The sequence below is a fragment of the Desulfosoma caldarium genome (genome assembly GCF_003751385.1).
GTDB lineage: Bacteria > Desulfobacterota > Syntrophobacteria > Syntrophobacterales > DSM-9756 > Desulfosoma > Desulfosoma caldarium.
In genome coordinates, this window is the sequence record NZ_RJVA01000013.1 from 245,830 (window position 1) to 264,448 (window position 18,619).

At 56.4% G+C, this 18,619-nt stretch carries 12 protein-coding genes; 2 read left to right on the forward strand and 10 right to left on the reverse strand.

Annotation, left to right across the window (positions count from 1 at the left end; all coding sequences use genetic code 11):
• Positions 1-239: 239 nt before the first annotated feature.
• The 10 genes from EDC27_RS11510 to EDC27_RS11560 all read right to left on the reverse strand — a co-directional run bounded on the left by EDC27_RS11510 (position 240) and on the right by EDC27_RS11560 (position 15,735).
• On the reverse strand, positions 240-1,871 hold the full coding sequence (locus EDC27_RS11510) for an alkaline phosphatase (protein ID WP_123290754.1): 1,632 nt from the start codon (positions 1,869-1,871) through the stop codon (positions 240-242).
• Positions 1,872-3,633: 1,762 nt separating this feature from the next.
• Entirely contained in the window at positions 3,634-4,668 is a 1,035-nt protein-coding gene (locus tag EDC27_RS11520; protein WP_123290756.1) for a molybdopterin-binding protein, read from the reverse strand.
• A 10-nt stretch (positions 4,669-4,678) separates the two neighbouring features.
• Positions 4,679-5,338, reverse strand: coding sequence for an FmdE family protein (locus EDC27_RS11525; RefSeq protein ID WP_123290757.1), 660 nt, complete (start codon positions 5,336-5,338; stop codon positions 4,679-4,681).
• A gap of 270 nt (positions 5,339-5,608) precedes the next feature.
• Complete coding sequence (locus tag EDC27_RS11530) at positions 5,609-8,842, reverse strand: molybdopterin-dependent oxidoreductase (protein WP_170161775.1); 3,234 nt, start codon at positions 8,840-8,842, stop codon at positions 5,609-5,611.
• Complete coding sequence (nrfD, locus tag EDC27_RS11535) at positions 8,832-10,067, reverse strand: NrfD/PsrC family molybdoenzyme membrane anchor subunit (RefSeq protein WP_123290758.1); 1,236 nt, start codon at positions 10,065-10,067, stop codon at positions 8,832-8,834. The genes EDC27_RS11530 and nrfD overlap by 11 nt, the downstream gene beginning before the upstream one ends.
• A 13-nt stretch (positions 10,068-10,080) precedes the next feature.
• On the reverse strand, positions 10,081-10,833 hold the full coding sequence (locus EDC27_RS11540) for a 4Fe-4S dicluster domain-containing protein (RefSeq protein ID WP_123290759.1): 753 nt from the start codon (positions 10,831-10,833) through the stop codon (positions 10,081-10,083).
• 48 nt (positions 10,834-10,881) lie between these two features.
• A complete protein-coding gene (locus tag EDC27_RS11545) occupies positions 10,882-11,247 on the reverse strand; it encodes a response regulator (RefSeq protein ID WP_123290760.1) in 366 nt (121 codons plus the stop codon).
• Between the two features lie 267 nt (positions 11,248-11,514).
• Positions 11,515-13,713, reverse strand: a complete 2,199-nt coding sequence (locus EDC27_RS11550) for a sigma 54-interacting transcriptional regulator (protein ID WP_170161776.1) — start codon at positions 13,711-13,713, stop codon at positions 11,515-11,517.
• The gene (locus EDC27_RS11555) at positions 13,688-14,638 is read right to left on the reverse strand and encodes a substrate-binding domain-containing protein (protein WP_123290762.1); all 951 of its coding nucleotides are present in this window, start codon (positions 14,636-14,638) and stop codon (positions 13,688-13,690) included. The genes EDC27_RS11550 and EDC27_RS11555 overlap by 26 nt, the downstream gene beginning before the upstream one ends.
• A gap of 332 nt (positions 14,639-14,970) precedes the next feature.
• Entirely contained in the window at positions 14,971-15,735 is a 765-nt protein-coding gene (locus EDC27_RS11560; protein ID WP_211334879.1) for a TIGR01621 family pseudouridine synthase, read from the reverse strand.
• Between the two features lie 212 nt (positions 15,736-15,947).
• Here EDC27_RS11560 and EDC27_RS11565 point away from each other — a divergent pair, with 212 nt between their 5' ends.
• Both EDC27_RS11565 and EDC27_RS11570 read left to right on the forward strand, forming a co-directional pair.
• Complete coding sequence (locus tag EDC27_RS11565) at positions 15,948-17,357, forward strand: TolC family protein (RefSeq protein WP_123290764.1); 1,410 nt, start codon at positions 15,948-15,950, stop codon at positions 17,355-17,357.
• 6 nt (positions 17,358-17,363) lie between these two features.
• Entirely contained in the window at positions 17,364-18,617 is a 1,254-nt protein-coding gene (locus EDC27_RS11570) for an efflux RND transporter periplasmic adaptor subunit (protein ID WP_123290765.1), read from the forward strand.
• The last annotated feature ends 2 nt before the right edge of the window (positions 18,618-18,619 follow it).

Below are 18,619 nucleotides of genomic sequence, written 5' to 3' on the forward strand. Positions count from 1 at the left end.
AATCCTTTGTGGCTAAGACCGCTGCGCCAATACGGGTAGAACCCCGAAGGGGCGGCTGGCCTCGTGGTCACGTGGGCCACACCGTTTTTGTCCTAAACGGGACTCTAGGACCCATGTTTTCCAGCGACCCTCCCGATCGGGGGTTGCCCCAACGGTGTGAAAAACCACGGTGGGCCTAGCGATGAACAGCTCGGCCTGGGGTCGTTCCCATCTCCAGAACCGAGGCGTGGTACGTGGTGCTATTCCAGTTCCAAGTTGATGTAGACTTTGCCCGTTTGGGGGGCGTAGACGGTGGGTGCCTTGAGCCGAAAGACGTCTCCGTCCAGAATCAATAAGTCCTTGGCAAAGGGAAAGCGCGCCGTCCAGCCGTTTCGCAGAACCAGTGTGGGGTTTTCAGGACCTGATTGATCAATGGACAGGGTGGCTCCATATTCAGCGGCCACCGCCTCGGCCGAGCGATAAAGCCGTGTGTCAACATCCGCCAGCGAGAAGCCCAGCACGGAAGCCGAAATATGGGCTAAGTCCGTATTTTCAACAGTGCCGGTCGGGACATTTAGGCCATAGTGGTAAAAGAAAAGATCCTCGCCCGTGTGACCGGTTGTGGTCCAGCCGACATTGGAACGGACACTTATGAGATGGGCCAGGGCCCGGCTTAAAGAATTTGCTTCGGCATCTTGAATGGATCGGATTTCTTTTTCGCTCAGGTCCTCCAAAGCCCAATAAGCACTCAAAACGCTTCGGATGTGCGCGTCACTGCGGTCATCTCCGATTTTCTTGGCCACGCCTTCTGCGGTCAGCTTGGCTCCTCTCAGAGCTTGCACGACGGATTCGAAACTCATTTGGGTGTAATTATTGTTAGTCAGGGTATTCCCGAGGCTCATGCCGCCATTTCCATGATCGGAAAAAACAAGGATGGCAGTGTCCCCATGCTGGGTGGCAAAGTCGAGAGCGACCTGCACAGCAGCATCAGAGGCTAAGTACTCTGTCACGACCCCGACCGGGTCATTGCCGTGGGAAGACCAGTCGATTTGACTGCCTTCTACAAAGAGGAAAAACCCCTGTGGATTTCTGGACAGAATGTCGAGGGCCTTTTGAGTCATCTCTGCCAGGGAAGGTTCATGGGGAGCGAATTCGGCTCGGTCAATGTCGCGCCGCATGGCGTTCCAAGCAAAGAGTCCCCAAAGGCGATCCGCCGTGGCGTTGAGCAGATCATCTCGAGTTTCCACGATGGTGACCCCGCGTTCCTGAAGCACCTCAAGGAGATTTTCGCCATCGGTGCGGGCTCCACCCTGGAATTCAGGCACAAGATAACGCTTACCGCCGCCCAAGACCACGTCGATGTCTTGGTAAACTTGCTGTTCGGCGATTTCGTTATAATTTTTTCGATCGGGCCAGTGGGCGGAGTATGCGGCCGGTGTGGCATGCTGGATGTTGGATGTGGCCACAAGGCCCGTGGCTTTTCCCATGAGCTTGGCTCCTTCCAAGACCGTGGCCACAGGTGTATACTGCATGTCCTCAGGAAGGGGATCAACTCCGGGAATAGTCACCGGGCCGGGAAGAACCCCAATAAACTTGATGCTGGTTTTGTGCCCGGTTGCGAATGCCGTGCCCGATGCAGCTGATCCGGTAACCATGGAATTCGCTGCATAGGTGCGCACGGCACCCACGACCATGGAGTCTACGGCAAGCTTGTGGGATTCCTTGACCCATCGGGCAAGGGTCGTGTGCGTGGCCCCGGCTCCATCAGGAACCATGACAATGAGATTCTTGGCAGCATTGGCCATCAGTGGCGCTGCCACTAAAGTGAAAATCATAACGAGGATGCCCGTGATCCGAGATACCAGTGAGATCTTGAAAGATCGGCGAATCATGGTTTTGTCTCCTTGTTATAAGGCTTCATACAAGAAATTCAGTTGTGGTGTTCGTGCCCAATGATTCGAGTTCTTTCTCCTTTCTTTGGCCGACTTGTTTGCACTTTCCTTTTCACACCAACCCTGAGTTTCGTGTACGGCCATGACGTTTGTGTGGCGATGCGTTGACATTTCGACAAAAAGATGTCTCCAGAAGGTGTTCAGGCGCGCCCATGTCCAATTCTTGAAGCATTTGCAAACGGGGGACCCGAAGGAGGCATTCCCCCTGGAGGTAAGCATCGGGGAGCGTATCCTAACAGGGGCCGCGCGCATCATTCAGCCAAGCGTCTGATCGTCGTACGAAAAGGTTTGATATGTTTACATAGCATTCCTTGAGTACTGAAAGACAAAGCCGGAGACGGTCGTCCATGGCATGCGTCGACGCAATGACCCATGTGATGGCTTATGAGAATATCTGGTGGCGTTGATAAACCAGACCTGTGGTCACCCGAAAAACTCAATCTAGGCGTCAGGAAAACCATGGGCTTCGAGAGGGCTGGCCGTGTTGGCACAGGCAGGAACTGGAAGCGAGAGTTTGGCGCTGTGGCGGCCGCTTGCATCAAGTTTAGCCGTTGCCCGAAAAGCTAAGTCGATCTCAAGCTTCACGGCACATTCTGGCCCACAGCCTCCGGGGCGAATCTAGAGAATGTGCGTGGCTTGCGCCGTGGCGTAAACCCTTTCGGTGTCATTCTTGGATAACTTTTTCTGAAACAGCGCCGCAAAGCGGTCCTTCGCGGCGTAGGAAATCGTCCCCAATACTGCGCCCTTTTGGCTTACGAACGCAGAGGGACGTCACATCGGCGTTCACTTTGTCCTCTTGCACGGGTGCGCGCACGGTTTACCTCAAAATTTCTCCTGGGATTCGGCTGGATGGCTGGGTTAGCTATCTCTTGACATGGTGCACCGTCATTCCGGTCAATACACGCCACAGACCGATGTTCCAAGCTAGCATCCTGCGTATGGCCTGGGTCGCCGTTTCAAAGTCAACCTCGCTGTTTTTGAAAGCTTTGGTCTGCAAGGTGCGGTCTACCATCCCATTCCCGACGAATGGGTCGGGAAGAAAAGGTCGAAGCGCTTAACCCACGGTGATCATTGTCTGCTCGCAAATAGGCGCCTTTCAGGTTGTTCGGCGCATCAAGCCATGAAAGTTTTGGCGTTGCTTAAGCAGAGCTGCCAACATTCGGTGAGAAGCTGCCTCGTACCCGCAGATTATCAAAAAACCGGACGGTCCTTTTAAGTTTCCGAAGAAATTGTCGCCCAAAGTTCGTAACGGTCTACGGGAGTGTGGAGGTTACGAGCAAGGCGAAAAACGAACCCTTCGTGCGGAAGAGGACTTCTAGGGGTTCTGCAACCGCGTTGTGAACGTTCCAGGCTTTGAGATCAATGTCGGGAAGGGATTCATGTTCCAACCGGCAGCTCGTCCAAGAGAGTGCTTTGCAACGTTTCGCAGTATATGCCGCTGCGACAAAAGGCTGGCCGATACGGGTCCATTGGGTGGTCAGGTTCTGCCCCATGCTGTCAGCGAGGCCTCCGATTTTTTTATGTCAAACTCCTCGGTGTCAGAAGCTGGGCCGATTCATGGAGGCCTCAACCAAGCTCTCAGCCTTCCGCCTATCTCACTCAGATCGATGAAGAATTGAAGAAGCTTAAAGCGGTCATGTTGCTTTGAGGTTGCTTAGGAGGCTATTTCCGATGGCATAAAGTGCGTAGGTATGACTTTGGCCTAAGAACCCTTGCCGAAGGGACAATGGGGGTAGCGGCATTGGGGGCAGTCGCGACATAGGCCGCCGTGGCCCAGGAGGGCCAGCTGAGTCTTATTCACCTCTTCGCCAGCCAGGACTCTCGGCAGGATCACATCCAGGATGGTGACCTTGTGATGCAACGCGCAGGCCGGAACGCCCAAAACGGGCACGGTGCCGATACGGGCCGTAAGCATCATGGCACCGGGCAGGACGGCGGAACCATAGTGGATCGATTGGGCCCCAGCGGCCGTGATGGCCGCCCGCGTCACATCGTCGGGATCCACGCTCATGCCCCCCGTGATGAGCAGGAGGTCGCAGCCCTGGACCAGCGCCTCTTCAATGGCACCTTGAATTTGAGTCACATGATCGGGAACGTAACGAAGAAAGCGAACGGCGGAACCCAGGGCCTCCAACTTTTTCTGTAAAATGGGCGCGAAGCGGTCTTCAATAAGGCCGTGGTACACTTCACTGCCCGTGATGATCAATGCGGCCGATGCCGCACGAAGAGGCCGCACGGACACGATGCCGCCGTGGGCAGCCGCGATGGCTGCGGCTTTTTCGATGACGGCCCGCGGCATCACCAGAGGAATGGCTCGTGTCGCGGCCACCTGATCGCCTCGGCTAACCAGAGTTCCGTGGTGCAACGTGGCAAACATGACCTCATCGACCATGTTAAAAGCGGCGAGGGCCGGAATGTTGACGCAAAAGAGCCCGTCCACGGCGGCCTTGAGGTTGATCTTTCCCTCACGAGGGCCTTGGTCCCACACCACATTGTCGCCCGCGAGAGCGTCGGCGAGTATGGCGGCCGCCTCGTCTTCGTGGATTTCGTCCTCGTCCAATTCGAGAACATAAAGGTGGTTCTTGCCGAGCTTTTGCAAATGACAAATGTCCTGCTCGCAGACCTGATGCCCACGACGGAACGCCGCGCCTTTAAATTCGCCGGGACGAATTTCGGTGATGTCGTGAGCCAGTTTCGTGCCGACGGCTTCCTGGACAGGAATAACTTTCATTTTCATGGAATGCCCCTCACGATGGTTTCGCTTCAACCTGACTTGACGACCCTCGCGGCGTTTCGTGCAGAGCCGCCGCCACGGACAGCTCCCTCAGCGGCCTAAAATATCCGCCCTTGGCGCAGGGAATACACAAAGGACCTTCGGGTCCCATCACTTCCTTGCCATCTCGAACCACTTGCCCACAGCGCACGCACGCTACCTTGCGGCGGGTCGGCCCCGGCAAGTCCCATTCCCTCACGGGCACCACGACTTCCTGCACGCGAAAGAGCAATTCATCGGGCATACGGCGATAAGCCTCGAGCTGCTGGGCGGATTTTCCATGCACCTCCGGAGCATAGACCGCGGCCAGATCCCGAGCCTCTTCCGTGGACAGGATTCGAAAGGCTCGGCCGTTTTCAAGATGGACAAACGAGGCGGCCATGATGCCGTAGTCCATGAATTTCAAGCTGCGTCGCCCAAGTTTCACACCGGTCACGTGCGCGATGGCGTCGGCGGCGCACCGGTCCATTTCCACGTAGACCAAAAATTTTTTGATTTGCGATGGGCTGCGCGGCTCATCCAATCCGATGAGACGACAGCCCAACATGGCCATGCGCACGCCTATGACCTGGCCCGGACACAAATGACCATGGGCTTCGGACGATTCCACCAAAAGCGTCTCAAAGTCTTTCATGCCCAGCCCGTCTCACAGCCTTCTTTCATCGTGTCCTCATGGGACAGAGCCATCGTTTCGATGAGGTGGAGATTCCATTGAAGCGCCAACCGGTCCCTGTGAAGTCGGCTTGAGCCACGAGCCCAAGAGCCGGCAATGGTCCACATGCCCGTGGTCACGCAAAAACCTTGCGTTGTGCAGCGTTCCCCTGGGAATAGGTGGAATTAGGGCGCTGCCACAAAAAACATGGGCGATGAACCGTCGCTTTGGCACAATTCAAGATGTGACCCCCTAAACTTTGATGAGCTTGACGCGACTTTGGTAAAAGACCGCGCTGCCTCCTACCGTATCCACAAGACCCGTGTTTTTCAAGATGGGATCTACACGCATGCCGGCATTACCGTGTAATCCCGTCGCTCTTCGGGAATCGGCCGGAATGCGGCGGCCGTCGATGACGAGCTCGCTCGCCCCGTAGGCCCAATGGCCGTGTCCCAAGGAAAAGGCAATGACGCCGGGCCGTATACCTTCCATGATGCGCACGCGCCCAATCATGGGTTTGCGCTGTCCATGGCCCAGGTCCCATTCTCCTTCAGAGTTCGTGGGGGAAACGATGCGCACGCGATCACCTTCCTTGAGCCCCAGACGCTGGGCGTCATAGGTGGAGATGTCCACCATGTTTTCGGGGTAAATGGCCTGGAGCCAGTAGTTGCTGACGGTGCGGGACTTGGTTTGGGTGATAACCTTGTAAGTGATGAGAGTGAGATCAAAACCTTTGGACGCATCATCCAGGAGATTGCCTTGACAATCACACGGCCCTTCCACAAAAGTCGCATGGGGAATGTAGGTCTTCCCTGTCATGGAATGCCGCGTGGTGGCCATTTTTTCCATATAGAGTCCCACCATCTTGCCGTATTTGTTGGTCAGTTTTCCGTCCTTGTAGGCCGCCGAATAACTTTGAAAGCGCCCGCCACGATTGAGCACATAGACCACATGGGGCCACAGATCTGCTCCCACCACCTTTTTCCAGCGATCCAACTGATAGACCGTTTCGGGCAGGTGTCGCCGGGCTTGGGCAAAAATACGCATTTCTTCGGCATCAGCTGCCGGCACCCGTTCCGATCCGTCCGCTTTATCGCCGTGAGCGATGTTGGCCACCATGCGCAGATACATATCCTCGTCCCGTTTGAGATGCAATCCGGGTCCAAAGGCGTCTTCTCCGAAACCGGGAAGTTGCATCTTTTCGGCCAGTCCCAGGATTAAGGATTCCAAGGACAAAGGCATTTTTTCTCCAAACACCGTGACCGTGTCCGTCAAAGGCGCGGAAGCAGGCTGGCGAAAAGGAGCCACCTTGGGCGTCACGGAAGGATGGGAGCCGGAAAATTCCCACCGTTCCAAATAGGTCAAATCGGGAAAGATATAATCGGCGTACATGGATGTTTCCCCAACGACGATGTCGGAAACAAAAAAGAGGGGTATCTTTTTGGGATCCGAGAGGATTTCCACCAGCTTGTGGCCTGCTGGCAGGGCGTAGACCGGAGATCCCATGTAAAGAAAGAGGGCCTTGATGGGATACGGATACGCGTCTCCTATGCTGGGAATGACTTCTTGGTAAACATCGCTGGAAAAAGGATACCAGACCCTTTTGGACGGATAGCCATCAAACAGAGTGGTTTTGTCGTAAACTTTGCCATGTCGAATAATGGAAATACCCCAACCTTTCAAGCTTCCTTCAAAAACGTTGAGATTGAAAGGCTTGCCTTCCTTTTTTCCCGTGATGTCATAGGTGCTGGCCTGAGCCAGACCGCCCATGGCGTCGTGGTTGCCGATGAGGGTGTTGAGGGTCATCCAGGTGAGCACGTTGTAGAAGCCGGACGTGTGCTGGGAGACGCCGCGGTGGCAGTCGGCGACCGCTCGTTTGCCGTGGCTGGTGAATTCCTGGGCCAGTTCCACAATGTCCTTTTCGCTCACTCCAGCCTTTTCGGCCCATTGGGAAAGGGAAAATCGGCCGGCGGCTTCGCGCAGAATGGTCAGAACGCTTTTAACGCGCAGGCCGTTCACTTCCGTGTCCACAAAAAGATCACCTGTCACGGGCGTCTTGGTGTCGTTGGGGTCAAAGGGGACAAAGGCATCTCCTTTCATGACCATGAAAGGATCAAGGTCCCATTCGCCCGAGCCGTCTTTTTTAGGACGTTTTTCCAGAGGCATTCCCAAATCGGATCCGCGCAGGAATGTGCCCGGCTCGCCATTGGGACCGATCTTGACAAGCCACGCCGCCTGAGTCCAAGTGGATTCTTGGTTTTTATCCGCCGCAGCCTTGTTGGCATTGGCCAGATAGCGCGCATCGAAGCGCTTGTTTTCCAGAATCCAATGAATCATGGCCATGCCTAACGCAGCCACGCCGTTGGGTTCAACAGGCAGCCACTTCCAAGCTCGAGCGGCCGTCTTGGAACACCGAGGGTCTACCACGGCGATTTTGAGGCGGCCGTCGATGATGCCTTGCGTGATCTTGGGTACCCGCAACGGTGGTCCATAATTGGCTTCATATGGGTTGGCACCCACAAAGATGATGAATTCGGCGTTGCCTGTGTCGGCCTGCCAGTAAAACTTTTTGCCGCTACCCCACTTGCCCTCTTCAAACTGAACGCTCATGGCCTTGCAGGTGAAATAAAGAGATCCCTGGCACACGGTGGTGTGGCCGTGAACGTTAATGGATCCCAGGGCTTTGTTGACAAACCTTTTGAGAAGTTCACTGCGGCCGTGCTTGAGGCGGCCATAATTGAGACAGAACTGGTTGTTTTTGGGGCCCAGATCCGGATGGTCGGGATCGATGAGATAATGAAGGTTCGCAGCGTGTTTGGTCTTGAACTCTTCCAGAGTCATCTTTTTGGAGGCCACCAGGTCCGCATCGTGAGCCAACGCTTTGGCTATCTTGGGGTCTCGAAGGGCGCAGATATCCTTGAGTCCTTCCACGTGGCCTTCGCCAAAGAGATCACCTCCGTTGACAATCTCGTCCAGAGCCTGTTCAAAGGAGATGGTCTTCCATTTGTTTTCACCGCGTTTACCGGCTCTTTTCAGAACTTTGACCAGGCGATAGGGGTCGTAGAGAGTTTGAATGCCTGCCTGGCCCTTGGGGCAGATGCCGCCTTCCACAGTGCCCGTCTCGCTGATGGGGGTTTCGTAAGGAATATGCGGGGTCATGGTCCAGGGACTGTAGGGGTTTCCGTCGATCTTGGCCACTTTGCCGTCCACGAACTTAACTTTTATGCCGCAATTGGTATTGCACTGCTGGCAGACGGAAAAGATTTGGTTTTCCGGCAGATGGTGACTGAAGGCGTTGGTTTCCAGGCCACTAGGGTCGGTTTGAGCCCAGGCGTTGTCGTCGGCAAAGCCGGGAAACCATCGGGGCAAGGTCAAGGCCGCCGCGGCCGATCCCCCGAGAAGGGCTGAGCATTTGAGGAATTGACGCCGTTCCATGGAGTGGTCCAGCACGTTACTTTTCTTGGTGAACGAAGCCTCAGTGCGCATGTTTCATCCCTCCTCGTTGATCCGAATTAATGACAGGCAGCCAGCGGGATCCCAAAAGGAAGATCAGCAAGCCTAGGGAAATGACCCACACACTGACCAGCCATTCATTCACGTTAGGGGTGTAATGGGTGCGAAGACGAGGGTGGTAAAAAGTATGTTCCAGACCTTCCAATTTATAGACGGCCAGATCGGGAATCACAAAGTTGAAGCGGACGGCCAAAAAAGTCAGGACGATCAGGGCACAAGCCCAAGCTACGGCACCGGGAGAATCTTTTTGAAAGAGCAGAATGAGGAGAGGAATAAAGCTTCCCAGGCCGAGATGAAAGATCCAAAACGTCCACCAGTAGTCCCCAAAAGCGATGAGATTGAGAGCGGCAACCACGCTGAGTACGTTGGCTTGATACCCGACAAAGAATTGCAAAGCTTCCAGAAATAGAAACACCAGCAGGCAATACAACACGGCTCGGCCCAAAGACGTGACCAATTCGTCGTCTTTTAAAAAGACATGGGTGAGAAAGGCAATGAGGGCACCTCCTGACAGAACGGCCGCCACAATGAAAAGAAGGGGTGTGAGTGCACTGTTCCAGAGGGGCCGGTTCATGAGAATGGCGAAAAAGGCACCGTTGGTGCCGTAAAACAAAAGACCCACGGGAAGACTGATGAGCGATAGGCCGTGCACGATTCTGTAGTCGCGCCCATAGTCGTCGGGGCCGTAGCTGGATTTGCCCAAAGCTAAGAGCCGATAAAAGCCACGGCCTTTGCGTTGAGGATCCTTGGACCAGGCCACCAGGTCTCCTCGAATGAGGAAGAAGGTCTTCAGAGCGTAGACGATAAGCATGGCATTAAAAAGAACGAACATCCAGGTCATGAGCGAATTGAAGTTGGGGGTGACGAGAAACCGGTAAATGCGGCTCATGCGCCCGAGATCCAAAGTGATGAAAATCACTTCACACACCAGCACGATGAGCACCGTGTAGGCCGACAGGCGTCCAAGACGATGGAACCTTTCCATATCAAACACATATGCCAGAATGGTGACCAAAAAGGCCCCGGCGGACAGCCCCAGAAAGAGCAGATAAAAAGCCACCCACAGGCCCCAGGGCACGTAAGATCCAAAAGCCACGGGGTTCAGGCCGTGAATCAGCCGCTGGACCATGCCCCAGCTGCCCACGATGAGACCCAACACGGCCAGGCCAACGAACAAAGAAAATCGAGTGCGTTGCATGGCAGCTCCTTTCTCATTTCAAGTAATAGACCGCAGGATGGGTTCCCAGCTCTGGTTTGAGCACAAAGACCCTGGGTGAGCCCAAAAGGTGGTACACGAGGCTCTCCGGGTCGTTTCGATCTCCGAAAAAGGTGGCCCTCGCCGTGCACGTCGTCACGCAGGCGGGAAGCATGCCTGCGGACAGGCGATGGAGACAAAAATGGCACTTTCGGGCGTTGCCAATGGGAGAACCTGTGCCGCGCTGCGGCCAGCGGCGTCCGTATTCCGTGGAAGGGTGGGCTTCGTAGCTTTGCGCCGCGGCCGTACGTCCCAGGAGCACCGAGGGGGCATCCGGGGTTTCTTTGGTATACCATTCGCCGAAATCGGAAGTGCGGGCCGAGTAAGGGCAGGCCACCAAACAGTAGCGACATCCGATGCAGCGATTGTAATCCACGACCACGACGCCTTGCGCATTGGCATAGGTGGCGGTGACCGGACAGACCTTGGTGCACGGCGGGTTCTGGCAGTGCATGCAGGGTCGAGGGAGAAACCGACGACGCACGGCAGGATACCGTCCCACCTCCTCTTCAATGACCGGGCGGTACACGACACCTGGAGGCAGTTTGTTTTCCGCCACACAGCCAAGAGTGCAGGCATGGCACCCTGTGCACTTGCCCTGATCGATCACCATGGTCCAGCGCACGTGCTTGGGATCTCTTTGCAGCGCCCGTTTGAGGTCACGCTGCATACGCACAAGCACATCCTCCGATGGTAAGGTTGTTCCCATAACGTCTCCTTTCTATGAAAGGTCATGAAAGAAAAGGCTTCTACAGCGTCACGATGGCGCGTCCCGCGTAAACGAGCGCAGCCAAAAACTTACTTCGTTCATGTCCACAGGCTTGCGAAGACACACGCGAAGGTGCTGGGCAAAGGCCTGCGCCAATTCAGGATGAAAAGTGCGGCGGGATAGCGCGATGAGTGGGGTACGGGGGAAAAGCGCGGCCGTGCGAACAAGCTGAGCTTCCGACGGAACCGATGTGTCCAAATCCACGAAAATGATGGCCGGATTGTCTTGAGAAGGTGCTTCGGCTAAAGTTGTAAGATCGGAAAAGACAGTCGTTTGTAAACCGAGTTGTCCCGCCGCGTGATGCAACCGCTCCACAAACTCGCAATCCTCACAGACCACCCACACCTTTTTCATGTCGTACCCTTGTTACCATCGAGAAAGAGGCTGGCTTTGTCGTAAGCGGAATTCTGAACAGCGCATTGAAAGCCCATCGCCCTCCGCAGGAAGGCAAAGACCATGCCGAAAGGTCTTGGTGTTGCCACCACAGGTCACGCCCACGATTTCCGGTTTGTGGGGGAGAGCGTGCCACGTCACGATGAGACACACTTTCCACGGTCTAGAAAAATTGTGCTGGAATTCCAGTATCATGACGTGTCCACAATGTGGACACACCGGAGGGTGTCAGGACATGAAGCCGTATTTTTTCATCTTGTTGTATAGAGCACTTCGGCTGATCCCGAGTTTTTGGGCGGCTTTTTTCTTGTTGCCGTGCGCGCTTTCAAGGGCTTCCGCGATCGCCTGCCGCTCCCGTTCTTCCATGGTGGCAAGCCCTTCAGGTGCGGCGACCGTGGAGGTGCTGCGGAAAGCCGAAGGAAGATCCCAAACGTGAATGGTGTCGTTTTTCGACATGAGCACGGCATGTTCCACGGTGTTTTCCAATTCCCGGACATTGCCCGGCCAGGAATATTCGACAAACAGGCGTAGCACATCGCGGTGAAAGTCTTTGACGTCCTTTCTGTAAATCTGCTGATACTTTTGCAGAAAATGGGTCGCGAGCAAGGGAATGTCCATGGGACGGCTTCGCAGGGGAGGAAGCGTGATGGGAATGACATTGAGGCGATAGAAAAGGTCTTCACGAAAGCGGCCGTTTTTCACTTCTTTCAGAAGATGGCGGTGCGTGGCGGCCACGACGCGCACGTTGGCCTGAAGTGTCTTTTCGCCCCCTACCCTCTCAAATTGGTGGGTTTGCAAAACCCGCAGAAGTTTCACTTGCACCGGTGCGGGAATGTCACCCACTTCGTCGAGAAACACGGTGCCGCCTTCCGCTTGTTCAAATCGGCCTTGTCGAGCGCGATCAGCCCCTGTAAAGGCTCCTTTCTCATGCCCGAACAATTCGCTTTCGATAAGGGAAGGCGGATAGGCTGCGCAGTTGATGATCACAAAGGGAAAACTGCTTCGCGGGCTCAGTTGATGAATGGCCTGGGCCACAAGCTCTTTGCCGGTGCCGCTTTCGCCTTGAATGAGGACCGTAGCGTCCGAAGCAGCCACGTTTTCCACAAGGCGAAAGACGTTTTGCATGGCGGGATCTCGACCCACCATGCCACAAAAGGTGGCGCGAGGGTTGGACAGGCGCTGCATGGAGCGCATTTCCATCTCGTGGGCCACGGCCCGTTGAAGCACCCCGGAGGCTTCACGGATTATGGCCCCGATGAGTTCCAAAGCTTCGGAAGGGCAATGGCATCGATCGTCACAGCGAATGATTAGGGTTCCAAAAGCCGATGGCGCTTCGGTGCTGATGGGCACGAGGGCGCAGGCGACCCTTTCGCTCCACAGCGCGTCGAGGACGGGTTCGGGAGGCGCCGGATGCAGCGCGGAGCGCACGCCGACGGTTTTGACCGTATCGAGAAGGTGTGCAAACCAGCCCAAAGCTCTGGGGTTCCCCGTGGTTTTCAATCTCTTGTCGTCCAGTATTATAAGCGTTTCCCGGGCATCGTCGAAAAGCAGAAGGGCTGCCTTGTCGAAGTGCAGCACATCGCGAAAGCGGCTGATGAGAAAGGCGCCAATGTCCTGAAGGGAATGGAGCGCTCCGATGTTTTGAACAATTTCGCAAAAGGCTCTGGTCCGCTGCTGAGCCGCAGCCAGATCCTGGGCTTGTTGCTGCAGGCGATGGGTGTAGTCCTCCAGGCGTTCCATCATGAGATTGAAAGATTGGGCCAGAACGGCCACTTCCCGGTCCCCCGAATCGTCCACGCGCACGGTGAGTTCCCCCTGGCTGGCTCGTTCCACGGCGTGGGTCAGGCGATCTAGAGGGGAGAGGAGTTTTTTCACCACGAGGGAGATGGCCCCGACGGCCATCAGAACAATGGTGGCCGTGATGCCGCCGATCTCAACCCACAGCCGGCGCATTTGGCTCTGATACGCGTTTTCGGTAAAACCCAACCGCAGACAACCGGCTCGACCTTCAAAAATGGGCACGGCGATGTCCAAATACCGCTCTCCCGTTTCCGAAATCACCTCCTGAACCCCAAAGGTCTGTGGCTCTTGAGCGCGGTGAACGTGTAGAAGGTTTGTGGGAAACCCACCGTCAAAGGAATGGACCAGGATTCGGCCATCCTTGACCACAAAGAGGTAAGCCAGGTCGTCATGAATGGCCTTTTGGTGTTGAATCATTTTTTGAAGGCCCACGAGGTCGTTGGTGAGAACGAGATTCGTGGCTTCAACCGCAAGGGAATGGCCCAGCAGTGAGGACTGGGTGCGCAGGGATTCCATCAGGCTTTGGCTGTAGCGGAACGTGGCCAGGGACGCCACGGCCAAGGCGCTGAGGAGCACGAGCCCGATGGCGCCCGCGAGCAGTTTAGTGCTGAGCCGGTTCCAGGCCATCGGTGCGTATCCCGTTGCTGTGTAAGAACTCCAGAAGCTTTTCTGTTTCTTCATACCACGAGGGATCAGGAACCACAAACCGATCGATGCCCAAGGCGTTAAGAAGGCTACGGCCTTTCTCATTTTCATGCATGGTGAGAAAGATTCGACGTGCGGTTTCCTTGTCCTGAGGGGAAAGCTCTGGGGAGACGACGACAGGAGGAATTCCAAAGGGTATGGAACGGCGGATGATTTTAGTCTTGGATGTCCATGTATCATCGCGAGCGTGTTCATATTCCCAGACCAGGCTGTCCACGGCGGCCCCGTCCACCAGACCCTTGGCCACAGCGAGAATGGAATTGTCATGACCGTAGGTGTAAAGCACCTGGGAAAAGAACGCTTCCGGCGTCGATCCGGATTGCACGACCCATGCCGTGGGGACCAGACGTCCCGTGTTGGAATGGGGGTCGGTAAAGGCAAAGATTTTATGGCGCAGCTCGTCGAAGCTCAGGTAGGGTGAGTCTTTGTGAACGATTAGGTAGGACTGATACGTGGTTTGTCCCATAATCTGGGGGGCGACCAGCAGTTCCCAGTGGGTCATGGGGCGATGGAGGACATAGGATCCGGTGCACACAAAGGCCAGATCCACTGCCCCCTGGGCAAAGAGCCGACTCAGTTCACCGTAGGTCTTCTTTTGCACCAGCTCCACCTTTCGATCCATGTGCCAGCCCACATAGTCCAGAAGTTGTCGGTAAAGGCGCAGGGTGGCCCTGGGAGACACCATGGCGCCAACGGCTACCGTCAGGTTTTTGGACGATCCCGACGTTTCAAGCACGGAAGGAATGGTGGTGCGAACGGAAAAATCCACCAGAACCGGGCTCCTGTCGTCGGAACACGCCCAGAGGCACCCCAGTAGGCACAGAAGGCTTAAGATCACTCTGCGCATATTGTTTTTCCCTTCGGCAGGCCTTGACTACGCCCAAGGCCGGTGCTTGGAAGCGAACCCGCCACCTGGCTTCGACCCGAAGCCCCCGTTCCTGCACCGGCCCTCTAAGACCATCAGCATAGCCCCTTTTAACCTAACAAGAAAAGACCTGAGTTCCATACCGATTTGCTCCCTCGACAATGGAACCTTGTTGAACGAAGACAGTTGTATTCACCCTCTTGTCTTCAGCAAGCCGGCGGGATTGTGGAATACAAGCGTCACCCGTTTAAGCGGAATCCGAGATCGAGCAGGAAGAATGGTGCGATGAAAATTGGATGCCGTCCACAAGGCCTTCACGTGGATTCGTAAAGCGCATGTATCAGGGCGGTGAAGTTTTGAAGGGCGTTATGAAAGGCGGGATCGAGAAAGAGGCGGCCGTGGCGTGGAGGGTCTATGAAGGCGTAGGGCACTCCCTTGTGGGCAAAGGCCAGGGCATAGGCGTGAAGGTAGGTTCGATCGGGGGGCGTGGTAAGGCTGCTGGCTTGGCTGCTTCCGTGGCCGTAGAGAGGATCGCCGAGAATGGGGGCGCCCAGGCATTTCATGGCCACCCGAATCTGATGGGTTTTTCCCGTTTCCGGAAACAGGGCAAAGAGGCGAAGGCACGGCGCCATGGAGCGGCTGATGAATCGCGTGACGGCCGGTGCCGTGCGAGACAGGCAGATTTTCCACCGGCCATCTCGAGAGCGGACCATATCACCAATGATGAGCCCCTGTTTCTTGTGAGGTTTGCGATCGGAGAGGGCCAGATAACATTTTCGCACGGCGCGTTCTCGAAAAAGGGCCGTAAGATCGCGGGCCGCTTGCGTGTTCTTAGCAAGAAGCCATAAGCCCGAAGTGACCTTGTCCAACCGGTGCACAGGAATGAGGTTTGAGCCGGCGCTCTGGCGCCGCAGCCGCGCGAGAAGCCCTTCATCGTCGCCATTTCGCGTTACGGCGCAATCCGGCGGTTTGTGAACCACCAGGAAATCTTCATGGTCGAACACCACGGGTACATGAAGGTTTTTGAGGGCCATGTCGTGCACGCTGTCCCTTTTCTCATGGACAAGATGTGTGGGCACGATCCTTGTGGCGCGCTAGGTATTGCAGCAAAAAGTCACGAGGATCCCAATTTCAAAGAAACGTTCCACGAATTCTAGACCTGGTATCTTTACATTCTGCCGATCTTTGCGGTATTTGTAAAGGCACGGTGGAAACCTGCTTTGGAAGGTGACATGGCCATTTGAACGTCAAGGCACGTTCCCTTCACCGGCGGCGCACAAGGCGGATCGCTATGAAAGCCCGTGGAAACGCTGGAGCTCTGATCGGCACCTTCGTCTTTCTTTGTCTTGTTTTTTCCGTTCCCTCGAGAGCCTCCAACCCCGAGCCCGCAGCGGCCCCCATGGTGCCATCGACGGCCGAGGCGCCTGCAGGCACGCTCGCCCATGCCCTGCAGACAGCGTTGGCGCACCATCCGAAAATATCCATGGCCAACCTCAAAACCCAGGCCGCCGAAGCCGGTCGCAGAGCCGCTCAAGCCGGGTATTACCCCAGAATCAGCCTTTCTCATAAAATCCTTCGAAGCAACAATCCCGTCTTTGTCTTTGGTTCCCTGTTAGAGCAGGCCCGGTTCGGTGAGGAAAATTTCGATCCCGCCTTCTTGAACGCACCCAACCCCTTGACCAACGCGCGGACCGAAGCCGTGGCTTCCCTAAGCCTCTTTGACCAGCTGTACACGGCCACGCGCGTCGCCGAAGGTCAAGGAGCTCAGAACAAAGCCCGCTTTATGGAGGACTGGGTAAGGCAGGAAATTTTCCTCGGTGTCATTCGAAGCTTTTACGGCGTCCGTGTAGCACGGGAAAGGGTTGGCGTGGCCGAGGATGCGGTCAAGGAAACGAAAGCGCAGGTCCGGCGCATTCAGGATTTGTTTGAAAACGGCCAGGTGGTGCGCTCCGACCTTCTGGCCGCACAGGTGCAGCACCTGGAATTCTCCCAGCAACTCGTGGAAGCTCAGGGCCACTACGCCACGGCGCAAGCGGCTTTTCAGACGGCCTTAGGCCGACCCTCGCCGCCCTACCCCGAACCGACCCAGAAGATTCCCAGCCTCTTGGTTCCCTTGCATTCCCTTTCCCACTACACGGAAGAGGCCCTGGCGTCTCGACCCGATGTGGCCATGGTTCGGGAGGATCTGCGGGTGGCCCGCCTGCGGTTGCGGGAAGCTCGAGCCCGTTATCTTCCCAGAGTGGATGCGTTTTCTTCCTATGGGGTGAGCGGCCCCGACTGGGAAAGCGGCAGTTCAGACTACACCCTGGGCCTGGCCTTTCGTTGGGATCTCTACGAGGGACAACGCCGTCCCGGCATCGATCAGGCCCTAGCCCTCGTGGCCGCCGCGGAAGCCCAGGTGCGGGAAGCCGAAGACCAGGTGCGTTTGCAGGTGGTGGAAGCCTTTGAAAGCCTGCGGGCGGCTCGAGAACGCTTGAACCTGTCCCTGCAAGCTGTGGCGCAGGCTCGAGAAGCCCTTCGCATCGTCAGGGACCGCTACGCTGAAGGGTTGACGACCATTACGGAAGTCTTGAGGGCGGAGACGGCGTATCGCCGAGCCCAGTGGATGGAGCTGGGAGCTCGCTACGACCATGTGGTGCGCTACGCAGAACTCCTGTTCCGCACCGGCCGGCTTCATGATGCCGCCCCTTTTGAAGGATGAGGGCCCATGAGTGCGCGTGATCGGCAAGGATTTTTTCGAGTCTCTTCAACGAGGATGAACATTGTGCCTCTGGTCTGCGCCGTTTGGATGGCCATGGCCACGGCATGTGGAAAGGAACCGCCGCCTAGATCGGTATCGTTCTCGACCGTGTCTGCCCCTGTGGTGACGGTCGGTTTAGAAAACATTCCGGAAATTCTGGAACTTTCCGGCACGGTGCGCGCGGCGCGCATCAGTGTGCTTTCATCCAAGGTGCCGGGGCGCATCACGGCCATCCTGGTGCGCGAAGGGGATCGCGTGCGCCAAGGGCAAGTCCTGGCTCGCATCGATGATCGCGAAACGGCGGCCGGTGTGGCGCAGGCGCAGGCTTCCTTGCAGCAGGCTCGATTTGCCGTGGACGAAGCGGAAAAGGCCCTTCGAATGGCTCAGGCCGAACGGCGCGCCGCAGAAGCTCGCCACGAGCTGGCTCAAGCCACCTTTAAAAGGTTTCAAGCCCTGATGGCGCGCGAGTCGGTAAGCCGCCAGGAATTCGACGAAGTCAAAGCCAAGTTTGCGTCCGCGGCGGCCGATGTGGATCGAGCCCGCCAAGCCGTGAAAGCTTTGCAGGCCAAGAAAGAACAAGCTTTGGAGGCTTTAAATGCCGCGCGAGCCGCACTAGAAGCCGCGCAGGCTGTCCAGACCTACGCAGAGGTCACGGCGCCCATGGACGCCCTGGTCACGGCCAAACATGTGGAAGTGGGACAAATGGCCGCACCGGGTCTTGCCCTGCTGACGGTGGAAGATTACTCAGCCTATCGGCTGGAAGTTCCCGTTCCCGAAAGGGTGCTGTCGCGCGTGCGCGTCGGGGATGCGGTGCCTTTGTTTCTAGATTTTTCGCAAGAGCCGCTGACCGGGCGTGTGGTGGAAGTCCTTCCTTCCGTGGATTCCCAGACTCGCTCCGGACTTGTCAAAATTTCTCTGCCTTCGCCGGCCTCCGTCCATGGCCGAACCCTTCAGTGGCGCACGGGCACGTTTGCTCGAGCCCGCTTTATCACGGGGTCTCGAGAAGCCATTACGGTGCCCGCTTCCGCTGTGGTCCAGCGAGGCCAACTGACGGGCGTTTTTGTGGTGGATGACGAGCAGGTGTGTCGATGGCGCTTGGTCCGCACGGGACGTTCGATGCATGAGCGTGTGGAGATCCTTGCCGGTCTGAAGCCGGGAGAGCAGGTTGTAGCTCCGGTCGTTCCGGGACTGGAAGAGGGTTTGCGCATCACAGCCGACTGAGA